Source organism: Mesorhizobium sp. ESP-6-2, assembly GCF_020164675.1.
Classification (GTDB): domain Bacteria; phylum Pseudomonadota; class Alphaproteobacteria; order Rhizobiales; family Rhizobiaceae; genus Mesorhizobium.
This window is the reverse complement of record NZ_JAIUGT010000003.1, coordinates 238,581-254,084: the sequence shown is the minus strand read 5'-3', so window position 1 is coordinate 254,084 and position 15,504 is coordinate 238,581. Positions and strand designations below refer to the sequence as shown.

The following is a 15,504-nucleotide window of genomic DNA, read 5'->3' as shown; positions in this document are numbered from 1 at the left end:
TGTTCGTCAGAACAGACGTTCGCGCACATAGACGGTATCTCCGGGCAGCAGCGGGTCTGACGTGACAACCCGGCCCGTCATCACCTTGCCGTTGATATCTCGGGTGATGTCGACGCTTTCCTGGTTGGCGCGCGGCGTGAAGCCGCCGGCAATCGCGACGGCTTTCTGAACGGTGAGGCCGGGCACATAGGAATACTGGCCGGCGGCGCCCACTTCGCCCATGACGAAGATAGGCCTGTAGCGGTCGATCTCGACGGAAACGTCAGGGTCGCGCAGATAGCCTTGGCGCAGTTTGTCGGCGATTTCCTTTTCCATCTGCTGGGCGGTGTGGCCGCGCGCCGGCACGGCACCGACCAGCGGGAAGGAGAGATAGCCGGACTGGTCGACACTATAGGTGTTGGTCAGCCCGTCCTGCTCGAACACCGTGACGCGGACGCGGTCGCCGGCGCCCAGGCGATAGGGTTGATCGAGCACCTCGTGGAAGGCGGCCGGCGTCGGCCGGTAGCTGGAGCAGCCAGCAAGCATCGACACGGCAAGCAGCGCGCGAAAAAGGGAAGCAGTGCTTTTCATGACAGGACACATACCTTCGACTGGCCGCTGCGGCGTCGCAGCAAACATCTGAGAGCGCGTCCGTTATCGTCCTGTTAGGGTTAATGGCCGGTAAAGGGCGCGACCGATACGGCACCGATCGACAGGAGTTTTACAACTTTGACGGTTTTGCTTGGCGCCTGTCAGTAAGTCCTAACGGAAGCTTGCTGTGATCTTAACGGCTGAGTTACCATAGTTGTTTACGGTGCATGCCGATCCGTATCGGAGTAGGATGCATGTCCGTTCAGTCCACGGCCGCAGACGTTGACGTCGATCTCAGCCGGCTCTTCGCCAGCCTGGCGAGGAACTGGCTGCGAATATTGGTCGTCTCCCTGGTGGTCACCGGGTTGGCGTTTGCGCTCGCTTCGCTGGCAACCAAGCACTACAAGGCCCAGACGCAGGTTCAGATCGATACGCGTGAATCCGTCTACACGCGCCCGGCCGGCAGCAATGACAGCGACAAGCCGATCCTCGATGAGCAAGGCGTCGCCACCCAGGTGCAGATCATTTCGTCCAACGAAATCCTCAAGCGGGTGGCGCAGAAGCTTGATCTGTCGCGACTGCACGAATTCGATGAAACTGTCGATATGTCGCCTCTCAACCGCCTGCTGATCCTGGTTGGGTTGAAGAACGATCCCATGGATATCCCGGTCGACGAGCGCGTCCTGAAGAAAATGCGCGAGAAGCTCAACGTCTATGGGGTCGAAAAGACGCGAATCATCGCCATCGAGTTCTCCTCGGAAGATCCCAAGCTCGCGGCTGCCGTGCCCGATGCCATTGCCGCTGCCTACATTGCAGGGCAGGGTGCGGCCAAGCTCGAATCCAACACCGCCGCCGCGGACTTCCTGGCTCCCGAGATCGCCGATCTGCAGAAGCAGGTCAGGGATGCCGAGGCCAAGGTCGCCGCCTATCGCGCCCAGTCGGACCTTTTGGTGGGCGGCAACAATTCTGTGCTCGCCACCCAACAACTGGCCGAACTGTCGACCGAATTATCGCGGGTGCGGGCCAACCGCGCCGCCGCCGAAGGCACCGCCGACAGCATGCGCAAGGCGCTGCAGAATGGCGGCTCGCTGGATTCGCTGCCCGAAGTGCTGTCGTCCGATCTCATCCAGCGCTTGCGCGAACGGCAGGTCGAGCTGCGCGCCAACATCGCCGACCTGTCGACGACGCTGCTCGACAATCATCCGCGCATTCGTGCGGCAAAATCACAGCTGGCCGATCTCGACGCGCAGATCCGCAGCGAAGCTCAGAAGGTGATGAAGGGCCTGGCCATGCAGGCCGATGCCGCCAAGGCACGGGAGAGCCAGCTCGTCGCCGACGTCAACACGCTGAAGGCGGCTTCCGCCGCGGCGGGCGAACAGCAGGTCGGTCTCGATGCGCTGCAGCGTGACGCTGCCGCCAAGCGCCAGCAGCTCGAACTTTACCTGACCAACTACCGCGAGGCGGCTTCGCGCCAGGATCGCAACTACGTGCCGGTCGACGCACGTGTCATCTCGAAGGCCGTGGTGCCTTCCGAGGCCTACTTCCCCAAGATCGGGCCGATAGTCGGTGCTGCTTTTGCCGCCTCGCTTTTGCTCATGTCGGTGATCACGCTGCTGCGCGAACTCTTTTCCGGCCGTGCCATGCGCCCGGCTAGCGGCGCTCGCTTCGAGCCGATCGACGAGGTGGCGATGCCGGTCGCGGCCAGGGAACCGACGATCATTCCAGAGTTCGCGCCTAAGCACTACGCCGAGAAAGCGGCAGAACCGGAGATGATGCCGGATCTGCCCTCGCCGGCGGAACCTGCCACAGAGGTCGAACCCGCCGCCGGCGCTCCGGTCGCCGAAACCGCCCCTGTCGCCGAGGCCGCCCCGGTCGCCAAAACCAGGCCGCGTTCGGTGCTGGGCGAGATTGACGTCGAAAAAGCGGCCGAAAAGCTGATCGCAAGCGGCGCCGCGCGCGCCATCTTCGTGTCACCGGAAGGTGACGAGGCGGCCGCGTCCGCGATCCTGGTGGCGCGCGAGGTCTCCGACGCTGGTCTGCGCGTGCTGCTGCTCGACCTCACGGCTTCCGGCGCCGCCTCGCGACCAATGCTCGACAGCGGGCTGTTCCCGGGCATCACCAATCTGCTCGCGTCGCAGGCGCAGTTCAGCGAGGTCATCCACCCCGACCTCTATTCCGACTGCCATGTCATTCCCGTCGGCACCGCCGATCCGGTTCGCGCCATGCGCGCCGCCGACCGCTTACCGATCATCATGCAATCGCTGACCACCGCCTATGATCTGGTGGTGGTCGAATGCGGGCCCGCCGATGCCCAAGGCATCAGCCGCCTGGGTGGCGAAGCGACCGAGGTGTTCCTCTCCATGCTGGAGCCGGATGATGAGGTGACGCAGGCCGCCGTCAAGCTGATCGAGAATGGCTATCCGGAGTTGACGCTGGTGACCCCGCTCGGCCACGAACCGCCGGGCACCCCGGTGCCGGGAAGGCGCTCGGCGGCTTGAGTCCGTTGAGCGGCGCTTGTGGTCATCACGTTGGAAGGGGTTAGCTACCGTCTTCGGTGGGTGCCGGCGCCTGGCCAGCGGCCTTGCGGCGCAGAAGCTTGGTCAGCTTCCAGATCATCGGGCTGTTCTTGACGACGGCTTTCAGCCTTGCGCTTTGCCGCAGCCCCAGCGCCAGTGCGCGGCCTTTCGACGTCAGCGGAACCAGCACCTCGAAGTGCTGCGTTTCGATATCGCACCACAAGCGCTTGTAGGGCTCGTCGCCGACGGAGAAATCATAGACGTCGAACCCCGCCTCGCAGGCTTCCTGGATATTGCCGAAGAACAGGAAGTCACCTGGGCTGGTGTGGGCGAGGTCATCCTCTGCGATCGCGCCGAACTCGCAGATCAGGCGTTTGCCCGAGCGGCTCGATCCGGTCACGGCGCGAAGCTTGCCGGCAACCTCGAGCCCGTGCAGCACGAAGGACGGCTCGTCCTCGGCAAGCGCCTCGGTGAACAGAGCACGGAAGAACGCGCGCACTTGATCATCGCCGAAGACGTTGGCGATGCCCATCCTGCGGAAGCGGGATTCCTTCATCTCGAAAAAGCCGTCGAGCAGCCGGCCGACCTCATCCGCCGTCCGCGCCTCGATGCGGCGATGGCTGCCGACGGCCTCGAACTTGCGCGTTTGCGAACGGTGCTTTTTGCGTTTGCGCTTGCCGCTCGCGCGGGAAAGCAGTGCGTCGAAACCGCCGGCGAGGTCGACGGCAAGCGACAGGTTTGGGCTGTCGAAATGATCGAACGAGGCGAGTGGGTTGGCCACGCCATCGAGGTCGGGCAAGAGGCGCTCGAGAGCGATCAGATCAATGTCGGGACGGTCCCTGGCGATGGCCGCCAGAATCATGCGGAGGGCTGCGCTATCCGCCCTGGCAAGCCATTGCGGGTCGGTGGCGACGAAATTGCCATTGGCATGGCGGCCGCCCATGAAGCGTGCAACCCGGAATGGCCCATGGCTGACGACCTCCAGCGCCAGGGCGAAAACCGGCCTGCCTTCGCAATTCAGCATCGCCACGACCGGGTCCGGCTCGACCTGCGCGGCCCAGTTGCGGATCCAAACCGCGCTCTGCGCCGGCGCGAACACGGCGGAGCGGCAGAACGCGGCATAGGCCGCGAGCCCATCGGCGGAAGCGGTGGAAACCGACAGCCCAGCCGGCTCTATCGGCGGCACACTGGGCGAGGCTCCGGTTGCCGCCAGGCGATTGCCGTCAAATGACGCGGCCGCGTCAACCATACCTCAATCCTTAGGGCGTATTGCTGCCGATTTGGGGGCGCTCAGGCGTATCCGTGCTTGGTTCAGCCTAGGCGCAAAAGGTGAAGGAATGATCGACGGCGGGGAGGCAATCCGAAAGCTGGCGCTCAACGTCGCCCGCTATACCGGCCTCGCACCGCTGGCCAAACCGCTGGTCGGCGGTATTGGCGCCATCCTCATGCTGCACCGCGTTACGGCAAAGCCCGAAAAGCCCGACAGCGTCAACCGCCATCTCAACATTGCGCCCGACTTCCTCGACGCCATTATCGCCGGCCTGAAGGCGGATGGCTACGCCTTCGTCTCGATGGACGAGGCGGTGGAGCGTATCGCGGCGCGCGGCAAGAGCGGCCAATTCGCCGCCATTACCGCCGACGACGCCTATCGCGACAACATGACCGAGGCTTTGCCGGTGCTCGAAAAGCACGGCGCGCCGATCACCATCTATGTGGCTCCCGGGCTGATCAACGGCACCGCGGATCTGTGGTGGGACGTGGTCGAGGATCTCGTCAACGCGGGCGATCGCCTGACCCTGACGACGTCCGGCGGGCAAACGACGATCGACTGCGCCAGCCCGGCCAAAAAGCTCCAGGCCATCGCACGGCTGCACACCTATCTCACCACCGAGGTTCGCGAGGAGGACCTGCGCGCCGTGCTGCGCGAACTGGCGCATGCGAACGGCGTCGATGCCGGCCGGCCGCGCGTAGACACGCTGATGACCTGGTCGGAGATCCGCGCGATCGCAGCGCATCCGCTGGTGACGATCGGCGCCCATACGATCAACCACAGCAATCTGAAACGGCTTTCAGAAGCCGATGCGCGGCACGAAATCGTCGGGGTGAAGTCCATCCTGCGAGCCGAGCTGGGCAAGGAGCCGCGCCATTTCGCCTATCCCTACGGCTATGCCAGCGCCGTCGGCTGCCGCGAAGTGGGCTTTGTCCGCGATGCCGGCTATACTTCGGCCGTGACCACACGTCATGGCGTGCTGCGCGCCGAACACGCCGGCTTCCTGCAAGCATTGCCGCGCATCTCGGTGAACGGCCGCTACCAGAACCTCGCCCACATCCGCACCATGCTGTCGGGCGTGACGACGCCGCTCGCCAACGCCGGTAAGATGGTGGTCACCATCTGACGCCGGCCGGCCACGGTTCAGCGCTTGGGTCGGGGCTCCAGCATCAGCCATTTGATGATGCCCATCGCCGGCAACACCCAGAGCAGGCCGCTCAGCAGGAAGAACAGGAAATGCGTCCACGGACCCGCCTCGGACAATCGGGCGACCGCGAAGATCGATGCGACCAGCGCATAGATGATGACAAGCGCCACCAGCAGGAACATTCCGATCAGCTTTTTCAGGCGCACGGGCATGGTTGGCCTCCTGGAGCTGGGTGAAGGTGCGGCCCAGCTCAATGTGTCGGCTTCGCATAGAACCTGACGCGAAGCTGCGCAACCCGGCAGACACGGCGCGACGGCGTGCCGCGCCGCCCGGCCTTGCATGCGGGAATGCGATGGTCCACCAATCCGCGACTTCAACCTGCCGGGATAAATCCATGGCCGCCATCACTGCCGCGCCTTACGAGGCGCGTGACCGCGATCTGCACAACCGCGCGCTGGTGCGCGGCTGGCTCTACGTCGTGCTTCTGGTGCTGTTCGCGCTGGTGCTGGTCGGCGGCGCCACAAGGCTCACCGAGTCCGGCCTGTCGATCACCGAGTGGCAGCCGATCCACGGCGTCATTCCGCCGCTCAACGACGCCGAATGGCAAGAGGAATTCCAGCGCTATCAGCAGATCCCGCAATATGCCGAGCTCAACAAGGGCATGAGCATCGAGGCATTCAAGTCGATCTTCTGGTGGGAGTGGGCGCATCGTCTCCTGGCGCGCAGCGTCGGTCTGGTCTTTGCCTTGCCGCTGCTGTTCTTCTGGGCGGCGCGCCGCATCGAGCGCGGACTGGGGCCGAAGCTGGTCGGCATCCTGCTTCTCGGCGGTCTGCAGGGCGCCATCGGCTGGTGGATGGTTGCCTCGGGTCTGGTCGACCGCGTCTCGGTCAGCCAGTATCGGCTCGCCACCCATCTGACGCTTGCCGCCCTGATCTTCACGGCGACCATGGTCGTCGCGCGTGGCCTGGCGCCGCATTCGGAGCCAGCGGCCGATCGCTCGACCCAGAAAATGGCTGGTTTCATAGTGCTTCTGGCGCTGATCCAGATCTATCTCGGAGGTCTGGTCGCCGGGCTCGACGCCGGCCTGAGCTACAACACCTGGCCACTGATGGACGGAAAGATCATCCCCGGCGATCTGCTGATCCTGGAGCCGGCATGGCGCAATTTCTTCGAAAGCCCCAAGACGGTGCAGTTCGTGCATCGGATCGGCGCCTACACGGTGTTCGTCGTCGCCCTGTGGCACATGATCGCCACGCGTCGCCGTCTGCCCGGCTCAACGCATGCTCGTCGCGCGACGCTGTTGTTTGCCCTGGTGCTGGCGCAGGCCTCCATTGGCATCGGCACGCTATTGATGCATGTGCCGCTGCACATGGCGCTGATCCACCAGGGATTCGCGTTGATCGTGCTGGGGTTCGCCGCCGCGCATTGGCGCGGGACCAAGGGCGCCTATCCCTTGCCCCACGAGATAGCCGTCGGACGCTGAGTTCGCCGGTCGCATCCAGAACGTTCGACTGCGCCATCGTCTTGTCGCCGTCGAATTCCGCCTGACGCAAGGCGGCACGGATCAGAAGCCGAGCCGTACCGTTCGGATCGCTGCTGCGACCGACAGTTCGCGGTTCTCCTCGACCGCGTTGTCGTCCTCATGGTGCCACGAGGCCGACAGGCAGCCATAGGCGATGGCGTGGTCCAGTATTGCCGCCGGCGTCTGGCCCAGCGTTCGCGCAAAGACTTCGGCCATCCCGGCAATCCGTTGGGGATCGAGACAAAGGTCGTCGCGATCAAGGGGATTGTAGAACATGTTCGCGGCATCGAATCCGGGGTCGCCGAGAACGCCCTTCGGGTCTAACGCCAGCCAGCCGCGTGCTCCGTGCATGATGTTGTCGTGATGGAGGTCGCCATGCAGCGGCCTGACATCATGCGGACCACTCAGCAGCCGGTCGGCGATCTCCGCCGCTTCGACATAAAGGCTGTTCCGGCCATCGACACGGTCGGTCTCCGCTTTCTTGAACAGGCTGGAAAACCGTTCCCGAAGCGGCTGCAGGTCGGCCGGGGCGGGGTGATCCGATGGCGAAAACAGCTTTGCCATCACCTCCGCCGCGATTTCTGTGGCGGCCAAATCTCCCTGCTCGGCAAGAACATGCGACAGCATGGTCTCCCCGGCATATTCGAGCAGCATGGAGTGCCCGTCGCGGCCCAGCAGCCGCACGGCGCCTTCGCCGCGCCGCCAGGCAAGGAAATGCTCGCCGCGCAACTCGTCTGCTACATCGTCGAATGGCTTCAGCGCCTTGACGATCGCCGGTGACCCGTCCTCGCGCCGCACTTTCCAGATGCGGCTCGAAAAGGTCTCGGCGATGAGCTCGGGCGCGCTGATCTTCCAGCGGTCCGGAAATGCCGGTGCCGCCATCAAAGACCGAGCATCAGGTCCATGTTCTGCACGGCAGCCCCCGATGCCCCTTTGCCGAGATTGTCGTAGACGGCGAGCAGCAGGGCCTGCGCGCGCTTGTCATTGGCAAAGACGTAGAGTTTCATGCGGTTGGTGCCATTGTAGATTTCGGGATCAATCTCCGGAATGCGTTCCAGATGCGCATAGGGCGCCACTTCGACCACGCCGCCCTTGATGGCGGCGAAATGGTCGGCGATGGCTGCATGGAGTTCCGCACCGGTCGGCACATGGTCGAGGCCACCGAGCTGCAGCGGCACCACCGTGATCATGCCTTGCGCGAAATTGCCCACCGCTGGCTGCATGATCGGATCGTGCGACAGCTTCGCATAGGCCCTGAGCTCCGGCACGTGCTTGTGCTGGAGGGTGAGCCCGTAGGGCAGAAATTCAGGGGCATCCTGGCCCTTGGCGACATAGTCCTCGATCATCGGGCGGCCGCCGCCCGAATAACCCGAGATGCCGTTGACGGTGACCGGGAAATCCGCAGGCAGCAGGCCGGCGACGACCAGCGGCCGCAGCGTCGCGATCGGTCCCTGCGGCCAGCAGCCGGGATTGGCGACGCGTTTTGCCGCCCCGATCTTCTTCGCCTGCTCCTTGTCCATCTCGGCAAAGCCATATTCCCAGCCTTGCGCGACGCGATGCGCGGTCGAGGCATCGATGACCCTGGTGGTCTCGTTGGAGATCAGCGACACGCTCTCCTTCGCCGCATCGTCCGGCAGGCACAGGATCGCAACGTCGGCGGCATTGAGGAATTCGGCTCGCGCCGCCGTTTCCTTGCGGCGCTCGGCGGGAATTGAAATGATCTCCAGGTCGCCGCGCTCGGCAAGCAGCGCCCGGATCTGGAGGCCGGTGGTGCCGTGCTCGCCGTCGATGAAGATTTTCGGTTTCATTGGCTGATCAAATTCCCTGATATCGAAAACTATATGCCGTTGCCTTGATTCACGGCGGCGCCGTTGTGGCTGCCGTTGTTCAGCTCTTCGAGCCGTGCTTTCCGCTCGGCCAGCAGGCCGAGATACTGCATGGCGATCATCGAGCCGGCAATCGCCGTTATATCGGCGTGATCGTAGGCCGGCGCAACCTCCACGACGTCGGCCCCGACAATATCGATCTGGTTGAGCTGGCGCAGCGTCGACAGGATCTTTGCAGAGGACGGCCCGCCGGCGACCGGCGTGCCGGTGCCGGGTGCATAGGCAGGATCAAGGCAGTCGATATCAAAGGTGAGATAGGTCTTCTTGCCGCCCGTCCTGTCGACGATGGCGTAGGCGATGTCGGATGCACGCATCTCCTCGATCTCGTGACCGTAGAGGATCTTGATGCCGAATGTGTCGGGCGCGTGGGTGCGGATGCCGATCTGGATCGAGCGGTCGGGATCGATAATGCCTTCCTTGACCGCGCGGCCGACGAAGGATCCGTGGTCGATGCGTTTGCCGTCATCCTCCCAGGTATCCTGGTGCGCATCGAACTGCACCAGAGCGAGCGGGCCATGGATTGCGGCATGTGCCTTGAGCAGGGGCCAGGTGACGAAATGGTCGCCGCCCAGCGACAGCAGGAAAGCACCTGACTTCAGGATCTTGGCCGCCTCGCGTTCGATCGTCCCCGGCGTCTTCTGGTGGTTGCCGGTATCAAGCAGACAATCGCCATAGTCGACCACCGCAAGGTGCTCGAACAGATCGCGCGAAAAGGGATATTGCGGATCGTTGTCGAGGATTGCCGAGGCGCGGCGGATCGCCTGCGGCCCAAAACGCGCGCCGGGCCGATTGGTGACGGCGGCATCGAAGGGGATGCCCCAAACCACAGCGTCCGCGCCTTTCACATCCTTCGTGTATCTGCGTCGCATGAACGACAGCGCGCCGGCATAGGTCGGCTCCAGCGAAGCGCCCGTTTTTGAGCGGGCTGTGAAGGCATGGTCGATGTTCTTGTTCGCCATTACGGATCCTTGGTTTTCATCGGGGTGCAACAACTACAGAACCGGCACGCAACATGCCAGTCACAGCTTGGGGAAACGAAACGGCGCGGCCGCGGTGCCGCCGCGAGACAGGATTGTATCATCATGACACAGACCGCGTTTCTTGATTCTCCCCGTGGCGCGGTGTCGATCCAGGCCGGCACGGTGGCGGGTGAGCGGTTCCTGGTTCTCGATTCGTGGCGCGGCATCTGCGCCCTGCTGGTGGCGCTGTTCCACTTCCCGACCGCTTCGACGATCTCGCAAAGCGCCTTTGTCGGTTCGTCCTATCTGTTTGTCGACTTCTTCTTCGTTCTCTCCGGTTTCGTCATCGCCAGCTCCTATGGCTGGCGGCTGAACCAGCCGCGGGAGGTCGCACGCTTTGCGCTGGTGCGCTTCGGCCGCATCTATCCGCTGCACTTTCTCATGCTCGCCGCTTTTGCCGGATTCGAGCTGCTGCGGCTGATGCTGCCGCAGGTGCATGGCACCGGTGCCGCTCCCTTCACCGGCGGCTTCAGCCTCGAGAGCCTGCTCAGCAATCTGCTGCTGCTCCAGGGGGTCGGTTTCGAGGACCAATTGACCTGGAATGCGCCAAGCTGGAGCATTTCGGCGGAGTTCTTCGCCTATCTGTTGTTCGCGGGAGTGGTCTTCACCGCCGGCGCACGCGCCTGGGTGGGGTTTGTCGCCGCCGCCATCACCGCGCCGCTGTTCCTGCTTGGCTTCTCGACCCACCATATGGATGTGTCCTTCGATTTCGGCTTCATACGCTGTCTGTACGGCTTCTCACTCGGCGCCTTGCTTGCCTGGTTCCAGCATGATTCCATTGCAGGCGCGCGACAGGCGCTTGCCCGGACCGGCCCGCTGCTGAGCTGGACCCTTGCCGAAATCGTTATGGCGGCTGTCATTGTGCTTTTCGTCGCGCTGGCGGGCGACAATGATGCCGGGATCGCAGCACCGCTGGTGTTTGCACTGGCATTGTTTCTCTTTGCTCATGAGGGCGGCTGGATCAGCGTCTTTCTGAGAACCCCACTCATGCTGACGCTCGGCGCGCTGTCCTACTCGATCTACATGGTCCACATCTTCGTCCAGGCGCGCATGATCAACGTCGCCGGCCTGGTCGAGCGCAAGCTCGGCCTCGGTCTTGTCGGCGACATCGTCTTGCGCGGAGAACCGGCGACCGGCTTCGGCGCCGGCTGGGCGGGGGACGTTGCGATCCTCGTCATGCTTATTGCCACGATAGCTGTCTCCTGGATCACCTGGCGTTGCGTCGAGATGCCTGCGATGGCCTGGTCCCGCCGACTGTCGAAACGCATCTGAGGCGACATATCGCGGCAACCGCTAGCCGGCTTCGTTCACCCAGATGTCACGGGCATCGCCTATTCCCGGTTCGATCCGGAATGGAGCGATTCTCGATGCGGACCTTCTGGCCGAGCCTTCTGCTTTCCGTCACGCTGGCGGCTTCCGCCAGCCAGTCAATGGCGGGCGAAACCCGCGCCGGGCAGATACTCGACCGCTTCGAACATGCCAACCATTGGCGCGACCACGTCATGGTGGCCGCGCATCGCGCCGGCAGCATGCAGGCCGGCAAGACGCTCTATGCGGAAAATTCGCTCGCCGCCGTCGAAGGCTCGATCGCGATCGGCGCCGAGATCGTCGAGGTCGACATCCGGCGCTCGAAGGACGGCGAGTTTGTCGTCATGCATGACAGCTGGCTTGATCGCACCACGACCTGCAAGGGTGAGGTGGTTAAATACACGCTGGCCGAACTGAAGAGTTGCCGGCTGGTGATCGAAGGCACCGGCGCCGTCACCGACGAGACAGTCTCGACGCTCCGCGAGATGCTGCTGGCGACCCGGGACAAGATCCTCATCAATCTCGACAACAAGCTCGAGGTTGGAGACCTGTCGGGTATGGTCGCGGTGGCGCGAGATCTCGGCATGGCCGACCAGGTCATCGTCAAGGAGAACCTGTGGAACCAGACCAGGATCGCTACGGTGAAGGCTGCCATGGAAGCGGTCGGCGGCGGCTTCCAGTTTATGCCGATCATCGCCGACGACGCAGTGCATGACGCCGGTTTCGCCGCGACGGTCGACCATGCTTTTGCGCCGCGCGCGATCGAGCTGATCAACTGGCGCGCCGGCGCGGAGACATTGACCGAGACTGGCGGGCCGCTGTTCAGCACGCGCATGCGCGCGGCCGCGGTGAGGGGCGACTGGCACATCTGGGCCGACACCTATGCCATCGTCAATAAACCGGGCGGCTTCCTCGCCGGCGGCCGGGGCGATGAACTGGCGGTTCAGGCCAGCCTGCCGCGTGAAGCTTGGGGCTTCTGGGCCGATCGCGGCGCCACCATCATCCAGACCGATGAGCCAAAGGCGGCGATAGGCTGGCTCGCCGCGAACGGTTTTCGCGTGCCCTATGCGGACGAGGCCCGACCGGCCGAGCCGGCGAGCACGGCAAGTATTAATTAGGCGGCTGAAGCTGCCGATCTCCCCCTTGCTGGGGCCACGAAGGGGGAGGTCGGCTCGTTGCCATCCTCGCCAAACAAAAAGGCCGCCCGGAGGCGGCCTTCGATTGTGAAGCTGCGTGCGCTTAGCGCTTCGAGAACTGGAACGAACGACGGGCCTTCGCCTTGCCGTACTTCTTGCGTTCGACGACGCGGCTGTCGCGGGTCAGGAAGCCGCCCTTTTTGAGCACGGCACGCAGCGCCGGCTCGTAATAGGTCAGCGCTTTGGAGATGCCGTGACGCACAGCGCCGGCCTGGCCCGAAAGGCCGCCGCCGATGACCGTGGCGATGATGTCGTACTGGCCCGAGCGGTTGGCGGCGATGATGGGCTGGTTGAGGATCATCTGCAGGACCGGACGCGCGAAATAGGTCGCGAATTCCTTGTCGTTGACGACGATCTTGCCCGAACCTGGCTTCACCCAAACACGCGCGATGGCGTTCTTGCGCTTGCCGGTGGCATAGGCGCGGCCCGACTTGTCGAGCTTCTGGACATGGACGGGTGCCGCGGCCTGCGTATTGGTGTTGCCGGTGGCGGCGCCCAGTTCTGCGAGCGAGGAAAGCTCAGCCATCTTATGCGACCTTCTTGTTCTTGGAATTCAGCTTGGCCACGTCGAGGACTTCTGGCTGCTGGGCGACATGCGGATGCTCGGCGCCTGCATAGACGCGCAGGTTCTTCATCTGGCGACGGCCGAGCGGGCCACGCGGAACCATGCGCTCAACGGCCTTCTCGACGACACGCTCGGGGAAACGGCCTTCGAGCAGCTGGCGCGCGGTGCGCTCCTTGATGCCGCCGGGATGGCCGGTGTGCCAATAATAGACCTTGTCGGTAAACTTCTTGCCGGTGAACACCACCTTGTCGGCATTGATGACGATGACATTGTCGCCGTCGTCGACATGCGGGGTGAAGGTCGGCTTGTGCTTGCCGCGAAGATGATTGGCGATAACGGTGGCGAGACGGCCGACGACGAGACCTTCGGCGTCGATCAGGATCCACTTTTTCACCACATCCGCAGGCTTCTGCGAAAAGGTTGTCATGTTTTCTGCTTTCGGTTCGGACCTTCCCCAATCCACAAACGATAAGGAAGGCGTTTCTTGTTGCTTGGATTGGCGAAAAGCGCTTGCCCGCCGCCAATAACAAAACGGCGGCCTTTGCGGGCCGCTGCTTCGTGAGGGCTTATAGGGGAGGGCGAGGATCACGTCAAGGCGAGTGAGAAAGCGGATGTCAAAGAAACTATAGCGAAAACAGACGCTTGGCTTAAAGGTATTATTTTACCACATCTCGTGGGGCCGCGCACCTGGTTTGGTGAGTGCTTGCCTCGATTCCCTTGCGGGCCGCGCTCGAAAGTAACGTTAGCCCTGACGACTGCGCTGTCATAGTCGATGAACGGCACCGAGACGAGATAGCCCCATTCGGCAAGCGACTCGCATATATCAGGGAGGGCGACAATCATTTCGTGGCTGGAGGATTCTGTACCGGACACGTCCTGCGCCCACAATTGCAAGGCTGCAACGGCGTGGGGGTACGATATCTTCCGCAGCATCCGCAGCATCCGCAGCATCCGCAGCCGAAAAGCAGCCAGGGATATCGGGGAAGCGGATACCGAACGCGCTGTTAGTCTCTTTTTCGACTAGCGCCAAATGGTTCTCCATCTCAGCCTCCGGCATGCCTATTGGTTCAATCGCTAAGATCGTTGCGGCGGGATCGAATAGGTGCCGGTCGCATGTGCCACCGTCTGTCCCTCCGGGCCGGCGACGATGTCGATATCGAACACCATCAGGCTTCTTCCAAGCTTGAGAATCCGGCAATGGCCGTCGACCGGCCCGGCTTGCGCCTTGCGCACGAAGTTGATGTTGAGATTGGTGGTTACCGAGAGCGCGTCCGGGCCGGCATGAGAGAGCACGCAGGCATAGCCGCCTATGTCGGCAAGCGTGAACAGCGACGGGCCCGACACCGTGTCGCCGGGGCGCAGGTGCCGCCCGGAGGCGTTGAGCCGAACCGTGCAGCCGCCGGGAAACACGTCGAGCACCTCATAGAAGCGGAACTGCTCGTTGAGCTGCGGATAGACGCTATTCATCAACGTGTTGGTTTCGGCCGCGCTCAGCACGGGCGTCAGATTGCTTTGGGCGGGCATGGGCGGTTTCCTATATGAAAAAATATGAGAGCTTCGGGCGAGGATGCCTGGACCAAATGTTGCCATGGAGAAAACACGCCTCGCGGCTGTTCTTCAATCGGCAGCATGCTAGTTCTTTTGCTCCATGGCCCGCCAAGCCGGGCAGACAAAGAGGTTTCATATGGCTGAAATCGTCGCCATCAAGCCGGCTGCCGAAGGCCCCGTCCTTGCCAGCCTCGACAAGGGCGTGCTGCGCCTGACGCTTGCCAATCCCCCCGCTAACGCGCTTTCCCTGGCGGTTATGGCGGCGCTGACGGAGGAATTGGACCGCGCCAGGGCCGACAAGGCCGTTCGCGTCATAGTGCTGTCGGCGGCCGGCAAAGTATTCTGCGCCGGCCACGATCTCAAGGAGATGACAGCGCGCCGCGCCGACGCCGATCGCGGCAAGGCCTTCTTCGAAGAGACGTTTGCCGCCTGCGCCACGCTGATGCAGGCGATCGTGCGCCATCCCAAGCCGGTGATCGCCGAAGTCGATGGCCTGGCCACCGCCGCCGGCCTGCAGCTTGTCGCCAGTTGCGACCTCGCCATCGCCTCGCATGAGGCGACCTTCTGCACGCCGGGCGTCAACATCGGCCTGTTCTGCTCGACGCCGATGGTGGCGCTGTCTCGCAACGTCTCGCGCAAGCACGCCATGGAAATGCTCCTGACTGGCGAAACCATCGATGCCGCGACCGCCAAGGAGTTCGGCTTGGTCAACCGCGTCGTGCCGCGCGAGTACCTGAATCAGATTGTCAACAAATACGCACAAACCATTGCTTCAAAATCATCTTCGGTGGTGAAGACCGGCAAGGAAGCGTTTTACGCGCAGGCCGAGATGGGGCTGGCGGATGCCTATGCTTATACCGGCCGGGTCATGGTCGAGAACATGCTGGCGCGTGACGCCCAGGAGGGCATCGGCGCCTTCATCGGCAAACGCAAGCCGGAATGGATCGACGAATAAGG

Annotated in this window: 16 protein-coding genes; 6 read left to right on the top strand and 10 right to left on the bottom strand. The window is 63.3% G+C overall.

Going from position 1 to position 15,504, the window contains the following annotated elements:
• Positions 1 to 6: 6 nt before the first annotated feature.
• Positions 7 to 570, bottom strand: coding sequence for a polysaccharide biosynthesis/export family protein (locus LB532_RS10765; RefSeq protein ID WP_140493982.1), 564 nt, complete (start codon positions 568 to 570; stop codon positions 7 to 9).
• Positions 571 to 824: 254 nt separating this feature from the next.
• Here LB532_RS10765 and LB532_RS10760 point away from each other — a divergent pair, with 254 nt between their 5' ends.
• Entirely contained in the window at positions 825 to 3,068 is a 2,244-nt protein-coding gene (locus LB532_RS10760; RefSeq protein WP_140637821.1) for a GumC family protein, read from the top strand.
• Positions 3,069 to 3,108: 40 nt separating this feature from the next.
• On the opposite strand, the gene LB532_RS10755 is transcribed toward LB532_RS10760, so the two are convergent.
• Positions 3,109 to 4,335: a GNAT family N-acetyltransferase gene (locus tag LB532_RS10755; protein WP_140637822.1), complete on the bottom strand. Its 1,227-nt coding sequence runs from the start codon at positions 4,333 to 4,335 to the stop codon at positions 3,109 to 3,111.
• A gap of 88 nt (positions 4,336 to 4,423) precedes the next feature.
• On the opposite strand from LB532_RS10755, the gene LB532_RS10750 reads away from it, so the two are divergent.
• Positions 4,424 to 5,482, top strand: a complete 1,059-nt coding sequence (locus LB532_RS10750) for a polysaccharide deacetylase family protein (RefSeq protein WP_140637823.1) — start codon at positions 4,424 to 4,426, stop codon at positions 5,480 to 5,482.
• 17 nt (positions 5,483 to 5,499) lie between these two features.
• Here the strand turns inward: LB532_RS10750 and LB532_RS10745 are convergent, their stop codons facing one another.
• Complete coding sequence (locus LB532_RS10745; RefSeq protein WP_140522178.1) at positions 5,500 to 5,715, bottom strand: DUF2842 domain-containing protein; 216 nt, start codon at positions 5,713 to 5,715, stop codon at positions 5,500 to 5,502.
• Positions 5,716 to 5,897: 182 nt separating this feature from the next.
• Here LB532_RS10745 and LB532_RS10740 point away from each other — a divergent pair, with 182 nt between their 5' ends.
• Positions 5,898 to 6,986, top strand: a complete 1,089-nt coding sequence (locus LB532_RS10740) for a COX15/CtaA family protein (RefSeq protein WP_140637824.1) — start codon at positions 5,898 to 5,900, stop codon at positions 6,984 to 6,986.
• A gap of 81 nt (positions 6,987 to 7,067) precedes the next feature.
• Here LB532_RS10740 and LB532_RS10735 read toward each other — a convergent pair whose 3' ends face one another.
• From LB532_RS10735 to speB, 3 genes are read right to left on the bottom strand one after another with little or no spacing between them, the layout of a single operon-like run.
• The gene (locus tag LB532_RS10735; RefSeq protein ID WP_210239850.1) at positions 7,068 to 7,910 is read right to left on the bottom strand and encodes an aminoglycoside phosphotransferase family protein; all 843 of its coding nucleotides are present in this window, start codon (positions 7,908 to 7,910) and stop codon (positions 7,068 to 7,070) included.
• Positions 7,907 to 8,833: an N-acetyl-gamma-glutamyl-phosphate reductase gene (argC, locus tag LB532_RS10730; protein WP_140637826.1), complete on the bottom strand. Its 927-nt coding sequence runs from the start codon at positions 8,831 to 8,833 to the stop codon at positions 7,907 to 7,909. Before argC ends, LB532_RS10735 begins: the two co-directional genes overlap by 4 nt.
• Before the next feature lie 29 nt (positions 8,834 to 8,862).
• Complete coding sequence (speB, locus tag LB532_RS10725; protein WP_140631572.1) at positions 8,863 to 9,870, bottom strand: agmatinase; 1,008 nt, start codon at positions 9,868 to 9,870, stop codon at positions 8,863 to 8,865.
• A gap of 123 nt (positions 9,871 to 9,993) precedes the next feature.
• On the opposite strand from speB, the gene LB532_RS10720 reads away from it, so the two are divergent.
• Together LB532_RS10720 and LB532_RS10715 are read left to right on the top strand one after the other, a co-directional pair.
• Complete coding sequence (locus tag LB532_RS10720) at positions 9,994 to 11,202, top strand: acyltransferase family protein (protein ID WP_140637827.1); 1,209 nt, start codon at positions 9,994 to 9,996, stop codon at positions 11,200 to 11,202.
• A 95-nt stretch (positions 11,203 to 11,297) separates the two neighbouring features.
• Positions 11,298 to 12,356 (top strand): glycerophosphodiester phosphodiesterase family protein, encoded by a 1,059-nt coding sequence (locus LB532_RS10715; protein WP_140637828.1) that lies wholly within the window; start codon positions 11,298 to 11,300, stop codon positions 12,354 to 12,356.
• A 121-nt stretch (positions 12,357 to 12,477) separates the two neighbouring features.
• Here LB532_RS10715 and rpsI read toward each other — a convergent pair whose 3' ends face one another.
• The 4 genes from rpsI to LB532_RS10695 form a co-directional block, all read right to left on the bottom strand.
• Positions 12,478 to 12,960, bottom strand: coding sequence for a 30S ribosomal protein S9 (gene rpsI / locus LB532_RS10710; protein ID WP_140637829.1), 483 nt, complete (start codon positions 12,958 to 12,960; stop codon positions 12,478 to 12,480).
• Between the two features lies 1 nt (position 12,961).
• Entirely contained in the window at positions 12,962 to 13,426 is a 465-nt protein-coding gene (gene rplM / locus LB532_RS10705) for a 50S ribosomal protein L13 (RefSeq protein WP_010915638.1), read from the bottom strand.
• A 396-nt stretch (positions 13,427 to 13,822) separates the two neighbouring features.
• On the bottom strand, positions 13,823 to 14,041 hold the full coding sequence (locus LB532_RS10700) for a type II toxin-antitoxin system HicB family antitoxin (protein ID WP_140637830.1): 219 nt from the start codon (positions 14,039 to 14,041) through the stop codon (positions 13,823 to 13,825).
• A 32-nt stretch (positions 14,042 to 14,073) separates the two neighbouring features.
• Positions 14,074 to 14,523: a PaaI family thioesterase gene (locus LB532_RS10695; RefSeq protein ID WP_140637831.1), complete on the bottom strand. Its 450-nt coding sequence runs from the start codon at positions 14,521 to 14,523 to the stop codon at positions 14,074 to 14,076.
• Positions 14,524 to 14,683: 160 nt separating this feature from the next.
• Here LB532_RS10695 and LB532_RS10690 point away from each other — a divergent pair, with 160 nt between their 5' ends.
• Positions 14,684 to 15,502, top strand: coding sequence for an enoyl-CoA hydratase (locus LB532_RS10690; protein ID WP_140637832.1), 819 nt, complete (start codon positions 14,684 to 14,686; stop codon positions 15,500 to 15,502).
• Positions 15,503 to 15,504 lie beyond the last annotated feature (2 nt).